Source organism: Maribacter sp. HTCC2170 (genome assembly GCF_000153165.2).
Taxonomy (GTDB): domain Bacteria; phylum Bacteroidota; class Bacteroidia; order Flavobacteriales; family Flavobacteriaceae; genus Maribacter_A.
Genome location: NC_014472.1, coordinates 1364846 through 1385003 on the forward strand (window position 1 = coordinate 1364846; position 20158 = coordinate 1385003).

15 protein-coding genes are annotated in these 20158 nt (G+C 36.3%); 12 read left to right on the forward strand and 3 right to left on the reverse strand.

Translation table 11 applies throughout. From position 1 onward, the window contains the following. Nucleotides 1–35: 35 nt before the first annotated feature. Nucleotides 36–1379, reverse strand: a complete 1344-nt coding sequence (gene dgt, locus FB2170_RS06095) for a dGTP triphosphohydrolase (protein WP_013305654.1) — start codon at nt 1377–1379, stop codon at nt 36–38. Between the two features lie 180 nt (nt 1380–1559). Between dgt and FB2170_RS06100 the strand changes: the two genes are divergently transcribed. The 7 genes from FB2170_RS06100 to FB2170_RS06130 all read left to right on the forward strand — a co-directional run bounded on the left by FB2170_RS06100 (nt 1560) and on the right by FB2170_RS06130 (nt 9742). Beyond that, nucleotides 1560–2765 carry a porin gene (locus FB2170_RS06100; RefSeq protein WP_013305655.1) on the forward strand — a complete coding sequence of 402 codons (1206 nt, stop codon included), beginning with the start codon at nt 1560–1562 and terminating at the stop codon, nt 2763–2765. A gap of 179 nt (nt 2766–2944) precedes the next feature. After that, nucleotides 2945–3904, forward strand: a complete 960-nt coding sequence (locus FB2170_RS06105; RefSeq protein WP_013305656.1) for a PstS family phosphate ABC transporter substrate-binding protein — start codon at nt 2945–2947, stop codon at nt 3902–3904. Nucleotides 3905–3973: 69 nt separating this feature from the next. After that, the gene (gene pstC, locus FB2170_RS06110; protein WP_013305657.1) at nt 3974–4852 is read left to right on the forward strand and encodes a phosphate ABC transporter permease subunit PstC; all 879 of its coding nucleotides are present in this window, start codon (nt 3974–3976) and stop codon (nt 4850–4852) included. Continuing rightward, entirely contained in the window at nt 4845–5699 is an 855-nt protein-coding gene (pstA, locus tag FB2170_RS06115) for a phosphate ABC transporter permease PstA (protein WP_013305658.1), read from the forward strand. The genes pstC and pstA overlap by 8 nt, the downstream gene beginning before the upstream one ends. Nucleotides 5700–5701: 2 nt before the next feature. After that, complete coding sequence (gene pstB, locus FB2170_RS06120) at nt 5702–6517, forward strand: phosphate ABC transporter ATP-binding protein PstB (protein WP_148232070.1); 816 nt, start codon at nt 5702–5704, stop codon at nt 6515–6517. An 11-nt stretch (nt 6518–6528) separates the two neighbouring features. Then, nucleotides 6529–7191: a phosphate signaling complex protein PhoU gene (gene phoU / locus FB2170_RS06125; RefSeq protein ID WP_013305660.1), complete on the forward strand. Its 663-nt coding sequence runs from the start codon at nt 6529–6531 to the stop codon at nt 7189–7191. A gap of 283 nt (nt 7192–7474) precedes the next feature. Then, on the forward strand, nt 7475–9742 hold the full coding sequence (locus FB2170_RS06130) for an inorganic phosphate transporter (protein ID WP_013305662.1): 2268 nt from the start codon (nt 7475–7477) through the stop codon (nt 9740–9742). Nucleotides 9743–9792: 50 nt separating this feature from the next. Here FB2170_RS06130 and FB2170_RS06135 read toward each other — a convergent pair whose 3' ends face one another. Both FB2170_RS06135 and FB2170_RS06140 read right to left on the reverse strand, forming a co-directional pair. Beyond that, the gene (locus tag FB2170_RS06135; protein WP_013305663.1) at nt 9793–11556 is read right to left on the reverse strand and encodes a Na/Pi cotransporter family protein; all 1764 of its coding nucleotides are present in this window, start codon (nt 11554–11556) and stop codon (nt 9793–9795) included. Nucleotides 11557–11606: 50 nt separating this feature from the next. Next, nucleotides 11607–13385, reverse strand: coding sequence for a Na/Pi cotransporter family protein (locus tag FB2170_RS06140; protein ID WP_041632695.1), 1779 nt, complete (start codon nt 13383–13385; stop codon nt 11607–11609). 243 nt (nt 13386–13628) lie between these two features. Between FB2170_RS06140 and FB2170_RS06145 the strand changes: the two genes are divergently transcribed. From FB2170_RS06145 to FB2170_RS06165, 5 genes are all read left to right on the forward strand, one after another. Further along, nucleotides 13629–15917 carry an inorganic phosphate transporter gene (locus FB2170_RS06145; protein ID WP_013305666.1) on the forward strand — a complete coding sequence of 763 codons (2289 nt, stop codon included), beginning with the start codon at nt 13629–13631 and terminating at the stop codon, nt 15915–15917. A gap of 50 nt (nt 15918–15967) precedes the next feature. Continuing rightward, a complete protein-coding gene (locus FB2170_RS06150; RefSeq protein WP_013305667.1) occupies nt 15968–16687 on the forward strand; it encodes a DUF6503 family protein in 720 nt (239 codons plus the stop codon). Between the two features lie 43 nt (nt 16688–16730). Next, the gene (locus FB2170_RS06155) at nt 16731–18287 is read left to right on the forward strand and encodes an N-acyl-D-amino-acid deacylase family protein (RefSeq protein WP_013305668.1); all 1557 of its coding nucleotides are present in this window, start codon (nt 16731–16733) and stop codon (nt 18285–18287) included. Between the two features lie 4 nt (nt 18288–18291). Further along, nucleotides 18292–19452: a sialidase family protein gene (locus FB2170_RS06160; RefSeq protein WP_013305669.1), complete on the forward strand. Its 1161-nt coding sequence runs from the start codon at nt 18292–18294 to the stop codon at nt 19450–19452. Between the two features lie 178 nt (nt 19453–19630). Further along, nucleotides 19631–20137 (forward strand): nicotinic acid mononucleotide adenylyltransferase, encoded by a 507-nt coding sequence (locus tag FB2170_RS06165; RefSeq protein ID WP_013305670.1) that lies wholly within the window; start codon nt 19631–19633, stop codon nt 20135–20137. Nucleotides 20138–20158 lie beyond the last annotated feature (21 nt).

Here is a 20158-nt window from a genome sequence, read left to right on the forward strand (position 1 = left end):
GAGGAAATTAAGCTTCAAAAAGTTTAATCAACGCATTAAATTTCTATACCCTTGATTTTTCGATGCAAGAGAATCGCAGCACTATCAGAGAGGCTTGCCACATAACAACAGGTATTCAACAATATATTATATAAAGGCAACTCCGTTCGCTGATAAAATTTGGGAAGAGTGTTGACCATTAGTTTGTCATAATTTGAGGCTTTCCCTTTATTAGTCCTTACCAGTGCTGTTGTATAAACATCCAACAAATCTGAAATTATTCTGTACCCTGCAATCTCTTTTTCTATAACTTCTTGTGATCTGTATATTTTGTCAACGCTCAATGCTATAATATCGGCAGTTTGAGCTTCATATTTACTTTTGTCCAGTAGAGAAACATCAAAGGAACCAGCTAAAATAGCTTCTTCATTCTTTGTGAAAACATCAATAGCATCAGTTATTAAAGTATTAATGGCCAACGCTCGTAAATAACTCAATCTATCCTCTTTATAGGCTAATGCATTATATTTTTTAGTGTTAATGCGATCCTTTACCAGTTTAATTAAATATTCCAAAGCATAATCTTCTGAAATAAGACCCAAGTTAATCCCATCTTCGAAATCAATAATTGTATAGCAAATATCGTCCGCTGCCTCTACCAAAAAAGTAAGTGGATGCCTTGAGAAAGAAACATCATCACCATTCCTGGTTTGCTGCAGACCCAATTCTTTGACAACATCCAAAAAAGTGTTTTTCTCTGCCTGAAAAAATCCAAACTTTTTATCAGCAATATGGCCAGACGGCTTTTTGGGAAGAGATTCTTTTGGGTACTTCATAAAAGCCCCCAATGTTGCATAACTTAACCGCAAACCACCCTCAACCCCTAGTCGAGATTCAGTCAATAACTTAAAGCCATTGGCATTACCTTCAAAATCGATAATATCTTGATACTCCTTTGCTGATAAAACTTCTTTAAAGCGTTGCCCCAAGCCAGTTTTAAAATACTCGCCAATCGCTTTTTCGCCACTATGACCAAAAGGTGGATTTCCAATGTCATGCGCCAAAGCGGAGGCAGCAACAATAGCTCCAAAATCATTGAATTTATACCCGTGGACCTCACTCAGATGAGGATGTTTTTCCAATATTTTTTTTCCAGCAATCCTACCTAAGCTTCTACCAACTACAGATACTTCCAAACTATGCGTAAGGCGTGTATGAACAAAATCGGTCTTGGAAAGTGGTATTACTTGCGTCTTATCCTGAAGGCTTCTGAAAGCCGATGAAAAGATGATCCTATCATAATCAACCTCAAAACCCAAACGAGTTTCATCCTGTTCTTTTCTTATTCTTTTATGTGAATCGCCATGGCGTTTAAGAGAGAGTAATTGTTCCCAGTTCATAGTAGAATTTTGTTGGCACAAGATACATTATTACCCAGTATAAAATGAGGAAAAATGGCGCTTATTCATTAACTTTATATAAGAATATATGCCGGTTAAAAATGATTAAAAATTGACGTTTAAAAAACATTAAATTAACATTGGTTTTGGTTATTTGCACCGATAAAACTAAATAACACAATGAAAACCAAACTCATTACTTTAGCATTGATCCTTTCAGGGATCATCACTTCATTTTCACAAGAAACGAATGCGCCTAAATTTGGAAAAGGCCTTTTCAACCTCGTTGGTCAAGATAGCACTTGGACCATGAAAGTTGCTGCACGTATGCAATTTCTGTCCACCAGTACTTGGGATGAAGGAGCAGATGGAGGTTGGGTTAATCCCAATCAAAACTTTTTAGTACGCAGAGCACGATTGAAATTCAATGGTTTCGCCTACACTCCTAAACTTAAATACAAATTGGAACTAGGGTTGTCCAACAGGGATATTTCAGGAGCTTCAGCTTTCACAAGTAATGCACCAAGATATATTCTTGATGCGGTAGTCATGTGGAACTTTCATGAAAACTTTGAATTGTGGGTTGGGCAGACCAAATTACCCGGCAATATAGAACGTGTTATATCTTCAGGGAACCTACAGCAAGTAGACCGTTCTTTGTTGAACAGTCGATTTAATATTGATCGCGACCTAGGTATTCAACTGAGACACCATTTTAACTTATCCGATAAATTCTTGGTTCGTGAAAAGTTTGCCATTTCACAGGGTGAAGGAAGAAACATAACAAGTGGTAATATTGGTGGACATCAATATACTGCGAGATTAGAACTTTTGCCTTTTGGCAAGTTCGAAAGCAAAGGAGAATATAGCGGCAGTGATTTAAAAAGGGAAGAAAAACCAAAATTAATGCTTGCCGCAACCTATGATATCAATAAAAATGCAGTAAAGAACAGAAGTAATCAGGGGTCCTATATGATCAATGACACAGGATTTTTTGAGACCGACGTCAATACTTTCTTTTTGGATGCCATGTTCAAATACAATGGCTTTTCATTAATGGGGGAATATGCAAAAAGGGATGCAGATGATCCTTATGCTAAAAACACTGATGGTTCTTTAACAGGTGCTGAAGTTCAGGTAGGAGATGCATTGAACCTACAAGCAGGTTATCTATTTCCTAGCAATTGGGAGGTCTCCGCAAGATATACCGATATCAACCTTGATGAAGTCATTACAGGAAGAGATCCTGTAGAGCAATATACCTTAGGGCTTTCAAAATTTATTGTAGGGCATAAATTGAAAGTTCAAACCGATTTGAGCTACCTATCAGTTGATGGAAGCAATGATGAATTAATGTACCGCTTGCAATTGGATGTACATTTCTAGAAAACGCATTCTTTTAAATGATAAAAAGAGGGCCATTATAGCCCTCTTTTTTCGTTTGTGTTGATTTAATGTAAGTACGTTAACACATTAATAACCTTAAAGTAGTAGTTTCTTCATTTTGCCTTAACTCCAACTTAACCTTCCCATTATTTCTTTGTATAAAATAAATTAGACAAAAAATGAAAAGAATATTGGTTATTGCGTCATTGGCATTGGCAATAGTTGCATGCGGTGATAAAAAAGAAAAAAAAGGTGGTGATGCTTCACAAGAAACTACATCTCTTTCCGGAACAATCAAAGTGGATGGATCCAGTACTGTATTTCCGATTACTGAAGCAGTAGCAGAAGAATTTAGAGGAGTACAACCCAAGGTGAAAGTTACCGTTGGCGTTTCAGGTACTGGTGGCGGGTTCAAGAAATTTTCTCGAGGAGAAACCAATCTTTCAAACGCCTCAAGACCAATCAAAGACAAAGAAAAAGCGGCCTGCAAAGAAAACAACATCAAGTATTTAGAGTTGGAAGTTGCTTATGATGGTCTTGCAGTTATTGTTCATCCTGAAAATAACTGGGTAGACCATTTCACAGTGGAAGAACTTAAAAAGATTTGGGAACCTGCCGCTCAAGGAAAAGTTATGAAATGGAATCAAATTCGACCGGAGTGGCCAAATGAGGAAATACATTTGTTCGGCCCTGGAGTAGCCTCCGGTACATATGATTATTTCACTGAAGCTGTTGTTGGAAAAAGCGGTTCAAGTAGAGGGGATTTTACAGCAAGTGAGGACGACCACGTTTTGGTGCAGGGAATTGCTGGTGATAAATATGCTTTGGGCTTCTTTGGCCTTGCTTACTACGCTGAAAACAAGGATCGATTACAGCTGATTGGAGTTCATAATGGCGAATCAATTGTAAAACCATCATTGGAAACCGTGAAAAACGGAACTTACAAGCCACTTTCCAGGCCTTTGTTCATCTATGTGAACAGCACCTCCGTTTCCGCTCCCGAGGTTATTGAGTTTGTAGATTTTTATATAGACAACGCAGGCGAACTGTCCAAAGATGTTGGATATATTCCGCTTCCTGATGAAAATTACAAAGTGCAAAAAGAGAATTTCCAAACTTTTGTTGAAAGTAACAAATAAACAAAGGTTGGTTTAGGAAAGCCAGATGCCTTCTCGGGCATCTGCTTTCCTTAATAGAATTAAAGTTCGATGCGAAAGATAAAAGAGTTAATCATTGAGAAATCGCTCTTATCAAGTGCCCTTGTAACCATTGCGGTTACAGTTGGAATCATTCTTGTGCTGTCTATTGAGGCAGTGCGCTTCTTTAGTGAAGTTTCCATTATCCATTTCTTTACCGATTCACAATGGACTCCCCTCTTTACCGAAAAACATTTTGGCATTTTACCATTGCTTTCTGGCACCCTTCTCACATCATTCATCGCTATAGCGTTTGCACTGCCCATTGGCCTGTCAATAAGCATTTATTTAAGCGAATATGCGCCTAAAAGTTTTCGAAAATCGGTTAAACCTCTTCTAGAATTGTTGGCAGCTGTCCCTACAGTGGTTTATGGCTTCTTTGCCCTAGTGGTAGTAACTCCCTTCTTGCAAGAAATAATTCCAAATCTATCAGGTTTCAACTCTTTATCGGCAGGATTGGTCATGGGAATAATGATTATACCCTATATCTCTTCAATTAGCGAAGATGCTTTGCATTCGGTCCCGGACTCACTTAGGGAAGCTTCTTATGGTATGGGATCAACAAAATTTCAGACTGCATTTAAGGTCATTGTTCCAGCTGCCTCCTCAGGTATAATTGTCTCCATTATACTGGCGATTTCAAGAGCTATTGGTGAAACAATGATTGTAGCTGTAGCGGCTGGCCAACAACCTAGGTTGACTCTTGACCCCACGGTGCCAATAGAAACTATTACAGCTTATATTGTTCAGGTCAGCTTAGGTGATGTACAACATGGTTCGCTCGAGTACCGTACAATTTTTGCTGCAGGAATTACTTTATTCGCTTTCACATTTTTGTTGAACACCCTGAGCTATAGAATCAGGAAAAAATATCAAGAAAAATATGAATAGTCTTATAAAAAACAGGCTCAAGGATAATGCATTTAAGTATTGGGGCATTTTTTGTACTGCAATTGGTTTGGTACTGCTTTCTGTATTCATAGGCGACATTTTAATTGATGGTCTACGACGAATAGACTGGGGCTTTATTTCAAGTTTACCTTCGAGAAAACCAGAAAAATCTGGGATCTATACAGCTCTAATGGGCAGTATCTGGATTTTACTTCTAACAACAGTCATAGCATTTCCTTTGGGCGTAGCTGCTGGTATTTACTTAGAAGAATATGGTAAAAAGAACAGATTTGCCGGAATTCTGGAAATCAACATTTCAAATTTGGCAGGAGTTCCTTCGATTATATACGGTCTCTTGGGACTTGAGGTATTTGTAAGAATAATGAATTTGGGCGCCAGTGTACTTGCCGGGAGTTTAACACTTTCATTGTTAATACTTCCTATTGTCATTGTAGCAACAAGAGAAGCCATAAAAGCCGTCCCAACTACAGTTAAGGATGCTTCTTATGCACTTGGAGCATCAAAATGGCAAACAATTTGGCATCAGATACTACCTGCCTCAAGCGGTGGTATTCTTACTGGCGTAATATTGGCACTTTCTAGGGCCGTTGGTGAAACCGCGCCTTTGATTGTTGTTGGAGCCTTGGCTTACGTTCCATTTGCTCCAGAAAGTCCAATGGATGAATTTTCTGTACTACCAATCCAAATTTTCAACTGGATTTCGAGACCCCAACACGGTTTTATTGAAAATGCAGCCGCCGCTATCATAATCTTGTTATTAATCACATTTATAATGAACGGCATCGCAGTTTATTTTAGAAATAAGTGGCAAAAGAAATGGAAATAATTATGGAAGAACTTGTTAAAGAGCCTAAGATAGTGGATAAAATAATTGATCCCTCACTAAAGAGAAAGGTAAAAATCGAAGTCACTGGTTCCAAAGTATGGTATGGTGATTTTCAAGCTATTAAAGGGATCGATATGTGCATAAAAGCCAATTCTGTAACGGCATTTATTGGGCCTTCAGGTTGTGGAAAATCTACTTTTCTTCGTTTATTCAATAGAATGAACGATTACGTGGATAGCTATAAAATGGAAGGAAAGATTAAAATTGATGACAAAAACATTTACAAGAAAAAAGTAAATGTTGAAGAACTTCGTAAAGAAGTCGGCATGGTCTTCCAAAAACCCAACCCCTTTCCAAAATCCATCTTTGACAATGTAGCTTATGGTTTAAAAATCCAAGGGATAAACGACAAAAAGTTCATACGCGAGAGGGTAGAAAAAGCTTTAAAACAAGCTGACCTTTGGAATGAGGTCAAAGACAATCTGAAAAAATCTGGTCTTGCTTTGTCTGGAGGACAACAACAACGTTTATGCATTGCACGAACTTTAGCAGTAGAACCATCCATTATCTTGATGGACGAACCAACCTCAGCACTGGACCCCATCTCAACAGCCAAAATCGAAGATCTTATTTTTGAATTGAAAAAGAAGTACACCATAGTTATTGTTACTCATAATATGCAACAGGCCAGTAGAATCAGTGATTATACAGCATTTTTCTATATGGGTGAACTTATAGAATTTGGAAAGACAAAAACAATTTTCACGAACCCAGATAAAAAACAGACCGAGAATTACATAACAGGTCGATTTGGCTAAAATAAAAAGACATGGATAACGCAGAATACCAGCAAGAATCTTTGAACCAATCGGCATTTGACATGCTTAACTTATGCACATCGCAATTGGAAAAATCAATTGAGGCTTTTGTAAACCACGATAGTGATCTATCAGAAGAAGTTATACATAAAGAGAATAGAGTCAATGCAATGGATATCAAAATCGAAAAGGATTGCGAAAAATTTCTGGCCTTATTTACCCCAGTAGCAGTTGATCTTCGTTTTGTTATGGCCATTCTAAAGATTAATTCTGATTTAGAAAGAATTGGAGACCACGCCTTTAACATTGCCAATTATGTGGTGGAAGAAGACAAAGCTATACCCTCACAATTATTTGAGGCAGTGAACTTTGACAAAATGATGGAAACGATTAAGCTTATGTTGAATCATATTACCATTGCCTTTGAAGACAAAGACGTGAAAATAGCACGGAAAGTATTCAAAAAGGACAAGGTTCTTGACAAAATCAATATTAAATCGTTCCAAATTCTGGAGATGGAGATTCAAAAAGACCAAACCCTAATCAAGGAAGCCTTGTTCTTGTTTTCTGTTATAAAAAAGTTGGAACGTGTTGGAGACCTGATCAAGAACATAGCCGAGGAAATTATTTTTTATACCGATGCAGAAATCCTGAAACACAAAAGAAAAAAATAGGGGTTTTTCCAAAATTCAACAGCTCCTTTTAATTTAACGCTTTCATAATGTTTACTTAACATTGATTGTCCAAACATAAATTATGTTTACGACGTTACTTTCAACAGTTATAAATTGTTCATAAATCATTAGTTCAAATTGGATTAGATTGTCAATCTGTATAATTACATATTGATGATCAGAATGTAACACTGATTCGAATGTGCATGTTTTACTGATATAAGTCATATTTTTTATCAACATATTTCGTCAATTTTATATCTTATACCAACTAAATTATATTATGGACAATATTTACTTTTTAATGATTATAGCGCTTGCCGTATTAGCAATCGCAGACCTTGTCGTAGGTGTTAGTAATGATGCCGTGAATTTTTTGAATTCCGCCCTAGGTTCTAAAGCCATTTCTTTTAAAACCATCATGATTGTTGCCAGTTTAGGTATTTTTTGTGGTGCTGTTTTCTCTAGTGGACTTATGGAAGTTGCCCGGAAAGGAATTTTTGTTCCTGGGGAGTTCATGTTCAATGAAATCATGATCATATTCATGGCCGTGATGATTACCGACATTCTTCTGCTTGATTTTTTCAACACTCTTGGGATGCCAACTTCAACAACGGTTTCCATCGTTTTTGAACTTTTGGGAGCAGCTGTAGCCATGGCATTGATTAAGATTGGTGCCGCAGGAGGTTCGTTCTCTGAAGTCGTTAATTATATCAATACAACTAAGGCAACAGAGATTATCTTGGGTATTTTACTTTCGGTGGTCGTCGCCTTCTCAGTAGGGGCATTGGTGCAATATGTATCACGACTGTTACTCTCCTTTAATTTTGAAAAGAAAGCCAAATGGGTAGGTGCTGTATTTGGAGGATTTGCTTTAGCAGCAATCACCTATTTTATCTTTATCAAAGGATTAAAAGGCACAGATTATTATGCTGAAATAAAACCTATGATTGAGGGTAAGACTGCTATCATCGTAACCATTAGTTTTGTGATATGGAGCTTGTTGTCATATTTAGTAGTAGCGGTGTTTAAAAAGAACATTTACATACTCATTATTGGCGTGGGTACATTTGCGTTGGCATTGGCATTTGCAGGCAATGATTTGGTGAACTTTATAGGTGTGCCTATTGCAGCTTATCAATCTTATGAGGCATGGACCGCTTCTGGTGTCCCAGCAACAGAATTTGCCATGGACGTTCTTGGAAAAAAAGTTCCGACTCCGACCTTTTTCCTTTTAGTTGCTGGTTTGGTTATGGTCTTGACCTTATGGTTCTCAAGTAAAGCCAAAAGAGTGGTAAAGACTTCAATTGATTTATCTAGTCAAAGTGACACAAAAGAACGGTTTAACCCTAATTTTTTGTCTAGAAACTTAGTTCGTATTACCATGTTGGCAGCGAAATACACTGCCACAGTAATACCAAATTCTATTCAAACTAAGATTGAAAACCAATTTCAAAAACCTGTAATTGAACTCCCTAAAGGTAAGACGCATGAGCTACCAGCTTTTGATTTAGTGCGGGCTGCTGTAAACCTGATGGTCGCAAGTGTATTGATCTCAATTGCAACTTCGATGAAATTGCCATTATCAACTACTTATGTAACCTTTATGGTTGCGATGGGTACTTCTTTGGCAGATAGGGCCTGGGGAAGTGAAAGTGCGGTTTATAGAGTTGCTGGAGTCCTTAACGTAATCGGGGGATGGTTCTTTACGGCAATCAGTGCTTTTATTGCGGCAGGAACGGTTGCGTATCTAATTCATTTAGGAGGTGGCGCAATGATTTCCGTTCTATTACTATTGGCGGTATTACTATTGGTAAGAAACTATATTAGCCACACGAAGAAAACCCGCGAGGTAAAGGCCGAAGACAGTTTAAATAAAGCCGAAAGTCAATCAATCCACGGTGTTATTGAGGAAAGTGCCGATAATATCTCAAAAGCATTGAAAAGGGTAAGTAAAATAAACCAGGTCACAATAAATGGATTGATAAATCAAGATTTAGATGGCCTTAAAAAAGCCAAAAACAATGTAGTTAAATTAGAAAATGAAATTGAGGACTTACAGAACGATATTTTCTATTTCATTAAAGACCTTGATGACTCTTATTTAGGAGCCAGTAAGTTTTATATTGACGTCATCGGCAGTATACAAGATGTTGCCCAATCATCAAGTTTGATCGCAAAAGTGAGCCATAAGCATGTAAACAATAATCATAAGAAGCTAAAGAAAAAACAAGCAGAAGAATTATTGGACATCAACGACAAGTTGGTTCATCTTTTTGGTGAAATCAGAAAGATTTTTGATGCACGTACATTCCACGAAATTGTTCCTGGAATACTTGAAGAAAAACAGACCTTGTTAAATAGTGTTCAAGAATCTATTCAAAAACAGGTTGTACGTACCAGAACTGAAGAATCAAGTCCAAAAAACACAACACTTTACTTTAGTATTTTGTTGGAAACACAGGATTTGATTAAAGCGAATATGAATATTCTCAACTTGTATTTTGAAGAACACAACAATACGAATATGAGTAAAGAGTTGACTGAATAGTTGCGAATTAAACTTCATAAACAAAAGCCCTTCAATGAAGGGCTTTTGTTTTAACTGGCCTTTTCAAGTAATGAATCTTTTTCGCCATATAGTAGTTCAGCAACCTGTATCAATTTCTTAATTGTATCATTAACATTATCATTATCGTTCACTAATGAAGATGCCATTTCAACGGTAATCAAACCATCTCTTATCAACTTATTTATTGAATCATTTCCCTGGCGCATGGCCTCTTTAGCTTCTTGCTTAAGAAGAATCAGCTTTGAATAATACTGTTCTTTCTCGTCCTGTGTTCTAAACAAATAAATAACCCTTAACACCTTGGCTATTTTTTTTCGAAATTTATCATACTCCTTACTAATGTATTCGTTATCAGAATCTAAATAAAAAGAAACATTTTTATTCAATTCTCTCACATCACGAATTATCTCTACCATTTTACGGTTTGCAACAATTATCTCAGATATTTGATTATTCTGCTTGTTGGACAGTTTTAATCTACTTTGAGCTGTAGTAGCATATTTAATGATTTGACCATATATGGTCTTTACCTTAGTATAATAGAGTTCCTCTACATCAGTATTCATATCTTCTTGAGATCTCTTTACGACTTTCTTAAGCTTAAGATTTGACTTTATATCTTCACGATGAATATTCAATGCATGGGCAACAATTTCAAAAATTGCCTTTTTAAATAGATATTTAGATTCCTTTCTCAATGCCCAAATGGCCGAAGCAGGGAATTCCAAAACAGATTCAGTCAAGAATTTAGGTTCACTAATATCTTTTTCTTCATCTTTTTCCTTGAATACCTTAATCAATAGTTTTTCCATTTTTTTAATGAACGGAATCATAAGAAGAACCCCTATTATGTTGAATATCGTATGAAATAGTGCAAGTTTTAGGGTGTAATCAGTAGTGGAAATTCCAAAGGAATCTGATAATATATTCACTAAATCAGCTAAAGGGTAAATAAAACCCAGTGCTACCAACCCTGTTACCATGTTAAAAATCAAATGGGCACCGGCCAATCGTCTCCCTGCCACATTTGAGCTTAATGACCCTAAAACTGCGGTAATCGTTGTTCCCACGTTTGCACCAATAGCTAATGCCAAAGCATTTTCATAATCTATTTGCCCTGCGGATAAGGCCGTTAAAATTAGAGCCAATGTGGCACTACTTGATTGAAGAATGGTTGTTATAAGAATACCAACGCCGGTATAGATTACAACCCCTAAAAAACCTGGGACAGCATATTGGGTCAAATCAATGTATTCCTTAAAGACATCGAACCCCTCTTTCATATAATGTACACCTAGAAAGAAAAAACCTAATCCCGCCAATACATTTCCTATTCCTTTTAATGAAGCCTTCTTTTGAAATGAAAAAATTATTCCGAAAACCAACATGGGCATCGCAAGTGCTGAAATCTTTATTTTCAATCCGAAACCTGCAACAAGCCAGGCTGTTGCAGTAGTACCAATATTGGCACCAAAAATAAGTCCTAACCCGCCTGCCAAGGATATTAAACCTGCACTAATAAATGAAATGGTAATTACCGATACCAGGGAACTGGATTGAATTAAAGCAGTTACTAATGCCCCAACCGAAATACTCTTATATAGCTTATCTGTTGCTTTTTTAAGTAGATTTTGAAGTGGTCCTTTTGTGAATACCCTAAAACCTTCTTCGAGCATGATCATTCCAAAAAGTAGTATTGCCACACCAGCCGCAATAGTCTTAAAATTTGGATTATAAATCAGTACAATGGCCAGTGCCAATAAGAAAAGATAAAACAGAGATTTTCTGAACATGCTATTATTTATATATAATTAGTTTAACTATTCCAATGGTAATAAGTACTCTAAAGATTAACTGTTTCTTCTTGCACGCTTTCTACACCTCCATTTTCTAACAAAGAATCCTTTTCGCTATAAAGTAGTTCCGCGACATCAATCAATTTTTTGGTAATATTATTTACATTGTCATTATCATTCACTAATGAGGATGCCATGTCAACAGTAATCAAATCCTCTCGGATGAGTTTATTTATAGATTTATTGGATTGATTAGCGCCTTCCTTAGCTGCTTCTTTAAGTTTCAAAAGCTTTACGTAGTATTGTTCTTTGTCTTCCTTAGTTCTAAACAAATAAATAACGCGCAAAGTCTTGATTATCTTTTTGCGGAATTTATCATATTCTTTACTTACGTGTTTATTTTCAGAGTTTAAGTAAAAAGAAACGTTTCTGCCAAGTTCTCTTACATCATTAACAATTTCAACCATTTTACGGTTTGCTATTTTGATTTCCGAAACCCGTTGGTTTTGTATTTCATTCAACTTTAAGGCAGTTTGCGCTGTTGTAGCATACTTTATTATCTCGCCATATATTTTTTTCACCTTGGTATAGTATAGTTCACGCACATCCGTTTTAAAATCTTCTTTTGACCTTTTGACTATTTTCTTGAGTCCAACATCGGAAGTAACATCTTCACGATGTATGTTCAATGCATGTGAAACTATTTGAAAAACAGCATTTTTATAAAGATATTTTGATTCATTAACCAATGAGATAAGTAAAGTTTCAGGATATTTTAAAACCTTTTCATTCAAGAATTTTGGCTCATCAATTTCTTTTGAAGGCTCAACTCTTGCTTGGACTAATCTTTCAACAACAGCTGCAATTGGTTTAATGAACCAAACCAAAACAAACGTATTGATAATATTAAAGCTGGTATGAAAAAGTGATAATGCAACAGGTATGGCCGCGGCACTCATATAAGGTGATTCAGACCCTGTTAAACTAACAAGCCATTCTACAAACCTCAAGAATGGATAGAACAACAACAGAACCCAGATTACCCCAATTACATTGAAAATAAGATGTGCCCGTGCTGTTCGTTTTGCGTGAAAATTCGCCACCAGAGCTGCTAAATTAGCAGTAATAGTTGTTCCTATATTTTCTCCCAAAACCATTGCCGCCGCAAGTGGAAAAGGAATCCATCCTTGAGCGGTCATAATCAATGTAAGGGCCATAGTAGCACTTGAGGATTGAATTATTACTGTCAAGATAGTTCCGATTGCAAGAAAAAGAAGCACAGACCAAAACCCTAAATCAGTATATCTGCTTAAAAATTCAAGTATTTCCGGGTTTTGTCTGATATCAGGAACAGCATCTTTTAAAAATTGTAGTCCTATGAACAAAACTGCAAATCCGATTATAAACCCTCCCCAATTCTTTAAATTTTCTTTTTTTGCAAACGTAAATAAGAATCCAAGTCCAACCAACGGCAGCGCAATCACACTCATACTAACTTTAAATCCTAAAATAGTAATCAACCATGCGGTAATGGTTGTACCTATATTGGCACCCATGATTACACTTATCGATTCCATTAATGTGAGTAAGCCCGCGTTTGAAAAGCTTACAACCATTAATGTAGTAGCCGATGAAGATTGAATAACCGAGGTAATAAAAAAACCGGTGAAAATCCCTAAAAATCTATTGGAGGTCATTGTCGCCAAAATCTTCCTCATTTTATCTCCAGCAAGGCTCATTAAAGCGTCGCTCATCACCTTCATCCCAAATAAAAACAGTCCTAAAGACCCAAATAATTGCAATATTTCGTATAACCCGTAATCCACCCTAATACAATTTAAACTATTGTTAAATTAATGTAAATTTAATGTAAACTACAAGTAAAATCATCAAAGATTTTTTTACCCCATACCGTTGTCAAAAGCTCTTTTTCAGTTGATTGCCAAAAAATATTCCAAGAATTGAAATGTAATTGAGTTAAATAGATTATTGCCCCAATTGATAACATTTAGGTTACATTCATTTATCGAAATTAAAGTACGTTTGCATGTTACTTTCAATTAAAAGAAATGGATAATATTTATCTTCTAATGATCATCGCGTTGGCGGTTCTTGCCATAGCTGATTTAGTTGTAGGCGTAAGTAATGATGCCGTGAACTTTCTTAACTCGGCCATTGGCTCAAAAGCGATTTCATTTCGAACAATTATGATCGTCGCAAGTGTAGGAATCGCATGCGGAGCAATTTTTTCAAGTGGAATGATGGAGGTTGCCAGAAAAGGAATATTCAACCCTGGTGAGTTCATGTTCAATGAAATCATGTTCATCTTCATGGCAGTTATGATAACCGATATACTTCTATTGGACTTCTTCAACACACTGGGCATGCCCACTTCTACAACTGTTTCTATCGTATTTGAACTTTTGGGTGCTGCTGTTGCTATGTCAATGATTAAAATTTGGAATGCTGGAGGTGAAATGGCCGAACTGGTAAATTATATAAACACCTCAAAAGCATTTCAAATAATCATGGGAATTCTTCTCTCGGTAGTTTTTGCTTTTACTATTGGTGCTTTGGTACAATGGATAACAAGATTATTGCTTTCCTATAATTTTGAAAAAAAGCCTAAATGGGTTGGTTCAATATTTGGTGGCGTTGCCCTTTCGGCCATTACTTATTTCATTTTAATGAAAGGTATAAAAGGAACTGCATATGCCAGTCAAAGCTTTCATATTATAGGCGGCCTGACCATTAAAGACTTTCTTGAAGATCAAGTCTGGAGCCTTATTCTTGTAAATTTTGTGATATGGTCATTTTTATCTTTTATACTCATGACCTTGGCTAATATCAACATTTATAAGCTGATTATCGGCGTTGGCACATTCGCCTTGGCACTCGCATTTGCTGGTAACGACCTGGTGAATTTTATTGGTGTTCCCATTGCAGCATTTCAGTCATACGAGGCTTGGAATGCCTCTGGAATTCTAGCATCGGAATTCAGTATGGACATACTTGCCAAAAAAGTACCCACACCAACATTATTACTGTTCATTTCTGGAATGATAATGGTGGCAACTTTATGGTTTTCGAAAAAAGCAAGATACGTTGCTGATACAGAGATTAATCTTTCAAGGGAAGGTGAAGCCAAAGAACGTTTTCAACCCAATGTACTTTCAAGGGGAATAGTAAGACTTTCTGTTGCCCTATCTAGGATTTCATTGCTTTTCCCTAAGACGTTTGCGAATAAAATAGATGCGCAGTTTGAGAGACCTGTTATTGTACTTTCAAAGGAGAAAACCTATGAAATGCCTGCCTTTGATATGGTTAGGGCTGCAGTCAATTTAACTGTGGCGGGTATATTGATTTCTATCGCTACCTCTTATAAATTACCTTTATCAACTACATATGTCACATTCATGGTGGCAATGGGTACTTCTTTGGCCGATAGGGCCTGGGGAGCAGAAAGTGCTGTTTATCGGGTGGCAGGGGTTTTAAATGTAATTGGTGGTTGGTTCGGTACTGCGGTAATCGCATTTATTGTTGCCGGTACGATCCTAACCCTAATTAGTTTTGGCCAAGGTACGGCAATCGCCATTCTATTATTTATAGCCATCTTATTGTTGGCAAGAAATTATATCTCATATAATAAAAAATCAAAGGAAATAAAGGCGGAAGACAGTTTAAGAAAAGCCGAAAGTAGTTCTATTCAAGGAGTAATTGAGGAAAGTGCGAATAATATTGCTAGGGTAATCAAAAGAACAAACAAGATTTATACTAACACCATCAATGGTCTTGCAAGGCAGGATTTGGATCAATTAAAAAAGAATAAAAAGCAGGTTTCCAAACTTACAGGCGAAATAGATGAATTACGCGACAACCTTTTTTATTTTATCAAAAACCTTGATGAATCCAGTATTGGGGCAAGTGATTTCTATATCACCATTTTAGGCTATTTAACCGATATTGTTCAGTCGTTAGGGTACATCGCCAAAATAAGCCATAAACATATCAATAACAATCACAAGAAATTAAAATATAACCAGATCAAGGAATTAAAACAGTTAGATTTTGAATTGGAGGATCTACTCGGTAAGACCAAAAAAGCGTTTGACAACAGGTCATTTGAGGAAATTGGAGTAATACTTAAAAGAAAACAAGAATTATTTAATCTAGTAACTGAAAAAATTCAAAAACAAGTAACAAGAACACGAACTGAAGAATCAAGCCCAAAGAATACCACATTATATTTTTCTTTGCTTTTAGAAACAAAAGATCTAATGACCGGTACTATGAACTTGATAGAATCATACTACAATGAACACGATAGTAGTATAGAGCCAACACGGGCGGAAGAATAATTTTTTGAGTACCAAGAAAAGGGCTATCTTAGAAATAAATTATTTCGGGTATGCTTCGGTATTTTATTCTATTACTTGTATTTATTATTTTCTATGATGCTAAGGCACAAGATTTGACCGCAACTCAGTTATTGGACAAGTCAATTGAATATCATGATCCCAACGACCTTTGGGATATTTTTCAAGGAAAATTATTCATAACCATGAGCTATCCCGATGGCAGGGAAAGACTTAGTGTGGTAGAAATAGATTTACCAAAAGAATCATTTAAACTCACCACAACAACCAAAGATGATGTAATTGAACAGTCACTTTCTAATGGTGATTGTACACTTAGGTTGAATGGAAATACTGATATTTCCGAGGAGGACAAAAAAGAACATCGTATTAGTTGTGAGCGCGTTCATGTCATGAAGAATTACTATACCTATCTATATGGACTTCCCATGAAACTAAAAGATCCAGGTACACATCTTGATCCAACTGTTCAAACCAAGAAATTCAAAGGAAAAGAGTATTTGGTACTAAAAGTGACTTATGATGAAGATGTTGGCAAGGATACTTGGTATTTTTATTTTGATCCTGAAACATTCGCTATGGAAGTATATCAGTTTTTTCATGACGAATCAAAAAACGATGGTGAGTATATTCTTCTTAGTGGAATTGAAAAAGCCGCAAGTATAAAATTGCCGAAAACACGTGCTTGGTATTTCAATAAAGATGATAAGCATCTGGGAACTGATGAACTTACCAAAGCATCACATCTTTAGTCAAATTCTGGCATCTATTAATTCATAAACCTGAAAGTTTGTTATGCTCAAATCCAGGTCATCGCAAGTTTGGCTATTATTTATTATCCCTTTATTCTTTTCTTGTAAACAAGCTAAAGAAATTGATATTCTTATTGAGAATGGAATGGTCTATAATGGTGTCGATAGTATACCCCAAATGGTTTCAGTTGGTATTTCTGGGGATAAAATCAGTTTCATTGGCAGCAACATTGGATTAAAAGCTAAAAAAGTCATTAACGCAAAAGGATTAATTGTTAGTCCTGGATTTATTGATCCACATACCCATTCGGATAGAGACCTCATAAATGCGGAAACATCTCACAATCAGCCGTTTTTATGGCAAGGTGTTACTACTGTCGCACTTGGCAACGATGGTAATAGTCTATACCCTATAAGCAAATACAAGCCTATTCATCAAAAAGTAGGTTTAGGCACAAATATAGTAATGTTCGTAGGCCACGGAACTATCAGAAAAGAAAGTATGGGCGATAGTGATCGAGACCCAACCGAAGTAGAAATGGAGCAAATGAAACAACTGCTCCAAAAAGAAATGGATGATGGTGCAATAGGTATTTCAACCGGCCTTTTTTACAAACCGGGTAGTTATTCCAAAACTGATGAAGTTATTGAATTGGCCAAAATCGTGGCCAGAAATAACGGCATCTATGATACACATTTAAGAGATGAAAGTACATTCTCCGTCGGATTGATTCCAGCAATAAAAGAAGCCATTGAAATAGGTGATAAGACCAACATTCCAATACATATTTCGCATATTAAATGCCTGGGTGTTGATGTGTGGGAGGAAAGCGATACAATTATTGGACTAATAGAAGAAGCCAATGAACAAGGCCTTAGAATAACCGCAAATCAATATCCATATGAAGCATCCGCTACAAGTTTGCAGGCCGCGGTGGTTCCTAGATGGGCGGAGAGCGGAGGAAAAGATTCCTTGTTCATTAGATATAAGAATTCAGAATTAAAAGAAAGGATCTTAAAGGATACAAAGAACAACATTATACGTCGTGGAGGGGCTGATAAACTGCTCATGGTAAGAGCCGAAGATTCTACTCTGGTTGGCAACACACTTTTTGAAGTTGCAAACCTAATGGCTCTGAGCCCAGAGGAAACAGTACTTGAAGTATTGAAAGAGAATAATATAAAAGTAGCTTCATTTAATATGAACACCTCGGATATTACCAATTTCATGAAACAGGATTGGGTGGTAACAGGTTCTGATGGTGGTTCTGGCCATCCTAGAAAATATGGGTCTTTTCCGAGAAAGTATCGTAAATATGTGATGGAGCAAAAAATTATTCCATTATATCAATTCATCAACAACAGTTCGTCCAAAACCGCTGAGATTCTACAATTACCCAAAAGAGGAAAATTAATAGAGGGTTACTTTGCTGATATAATTTTATTTGACTCAAATTCTTTTACTGATAAGGCTGACTATACAAATGCTTATGAGTACAGCCATGGAATAAAATACGCAATCATAAATGGGCAACTGAGTATTGATAATGCTTCTTATACCCAATTAAAGAACGGAAGAATCTTAACACATAAAAAATAAGACAATGTCAAAAACATGCTCGCAATTACTGCCTTATATTTTATTTATTGTATTTACAGGATTAGTTTTTTCCCAGAATACGAGAGACCTATCAAAAGATTCAAGTAATGTGACGACTCCGTTCTATTCAGGGCTAAATGGTTATTATTCTTATAGAATACCCACCCTAATAAAATCTAAAAAAGCGGTTATAGCTTTTGCCGAGGGGAGGAAAAATTCCACAAGTGATTTCGGAAACATTGATTTAGTATATCGTAGATCGCTTAACAAAGGAAAGACATGGCAACCCATACAAATTCTTGTGGATGAGGATACCATCGCAGTACAGAATCCCGTCCCCATTTATGTAAAGTCACAAAACAAAATAGTCTTGCTTTTCAATATTACCCCACAAAGCGAACACGACATTCTTAATAAAGATTACGAGCCAAAAAATCAGCGTAGAGCATTGGTTATTCATTCAGTTGATGATGGGAAAACATGGTCTACCCCAAAAGATATTACTAAAGACGTTAAGCTTCCCCATTGGCGATGGCATGCAATTGGCCCCGTGCATGGCATTGAATTGAAACAAAGTCCCCATAAAGGCAGATTAGTGGCCCCTGTCGCCATAAGTATCGAAAAAGGAAATAAGGCGTATTGTATGGCCCTCATATATTCTGACGACCAAGGTGAAAACTGGAAAATTGGCGCCATTGACAATAATTTAACTGATACGGTACAATCCAACGAAACGACCATTGTTGAACTGAACGACGGTTCTATTTACGTGAACACCCGTGATCATTTAGGTGGCTCTAAAGAGAAAAATCGAGGAGAAACTTATAGCATAGACGGTGGCCTTTCATTTTCACAACCCATTGTTGAATCCAGTAAATTCCCTAGTCCAATTGTACAATCAGCCTTATTAAGATGGGGCAGTAACCAACACGGAAAACAAAATTTGTTATTGTTTTCAACACCGTCCAACAGAGATAAAAGAGTGAATCTAATTCTTATGGCAAGCAGCGATGAAGCTAAAACTTGGAAGTCGATTATTAAAGTTCATAATGGTTTTTCAGCATACTCAGATATGGTAAAACTTAATAAGAATATACTAGGGGTCATCTACGAAACAGATAATTACAAGAAAATCAAATTTAAGCGTATTAAACTGAACCATTAGTCGCCAGTCATACTATTTGCATTTGCCAAATACGGCAATCCTTCCTTATATAAATCGCATAGCAACCAACTGATTTACATCATTGTGCAGGGCATGGAATTAGATTAAATTTATTGAACATAATGGTTAGATTATGGACGCTGGTCGACCAATTTATTAATCCTTAAATAATTTAATCATGAAAAAGTTTCTAATTGGTTTATTTGTAATTGGCTTAACAAGCCAAGTATTTGCCCAGATCCCTAAGGTTGAGGAGTTATCCGAAGTAGTTGTAACTGCCGTTAACTATAAATACCTCAATGCAATAGATTCTAAAGAGGTGGCTATTCCTGTAAAAATGTTAGAAAGAAAAGTAGCTGCTTATAACGTAAAGGATTCTGATTTTTACCAAGATGATTTCGGGTTTTACTATGTTTCATTCTATATTCCAGAAGGAAAAATAGTTGCAGCTTATAATACTAAAGGTGAAATAATCAGAACAATAGAAAGGTTTGAAGACGTTAAACTTCCAACTGCAGTAAGAAATGCCGTTGCTGAGAGATTCCCTAAATGGAAGGTTGTCAATGATGTATATCGAGTAACTTACAACCAAAAGAAAGGCGCTAACAAAAGCTATAAGGTTAAACTTAAGAACGGTGACAAAATAATGAGAGTGAAGATTGATGATACTGGTGAATTTCTTTAATTGATCTCATTCTGAAAATAA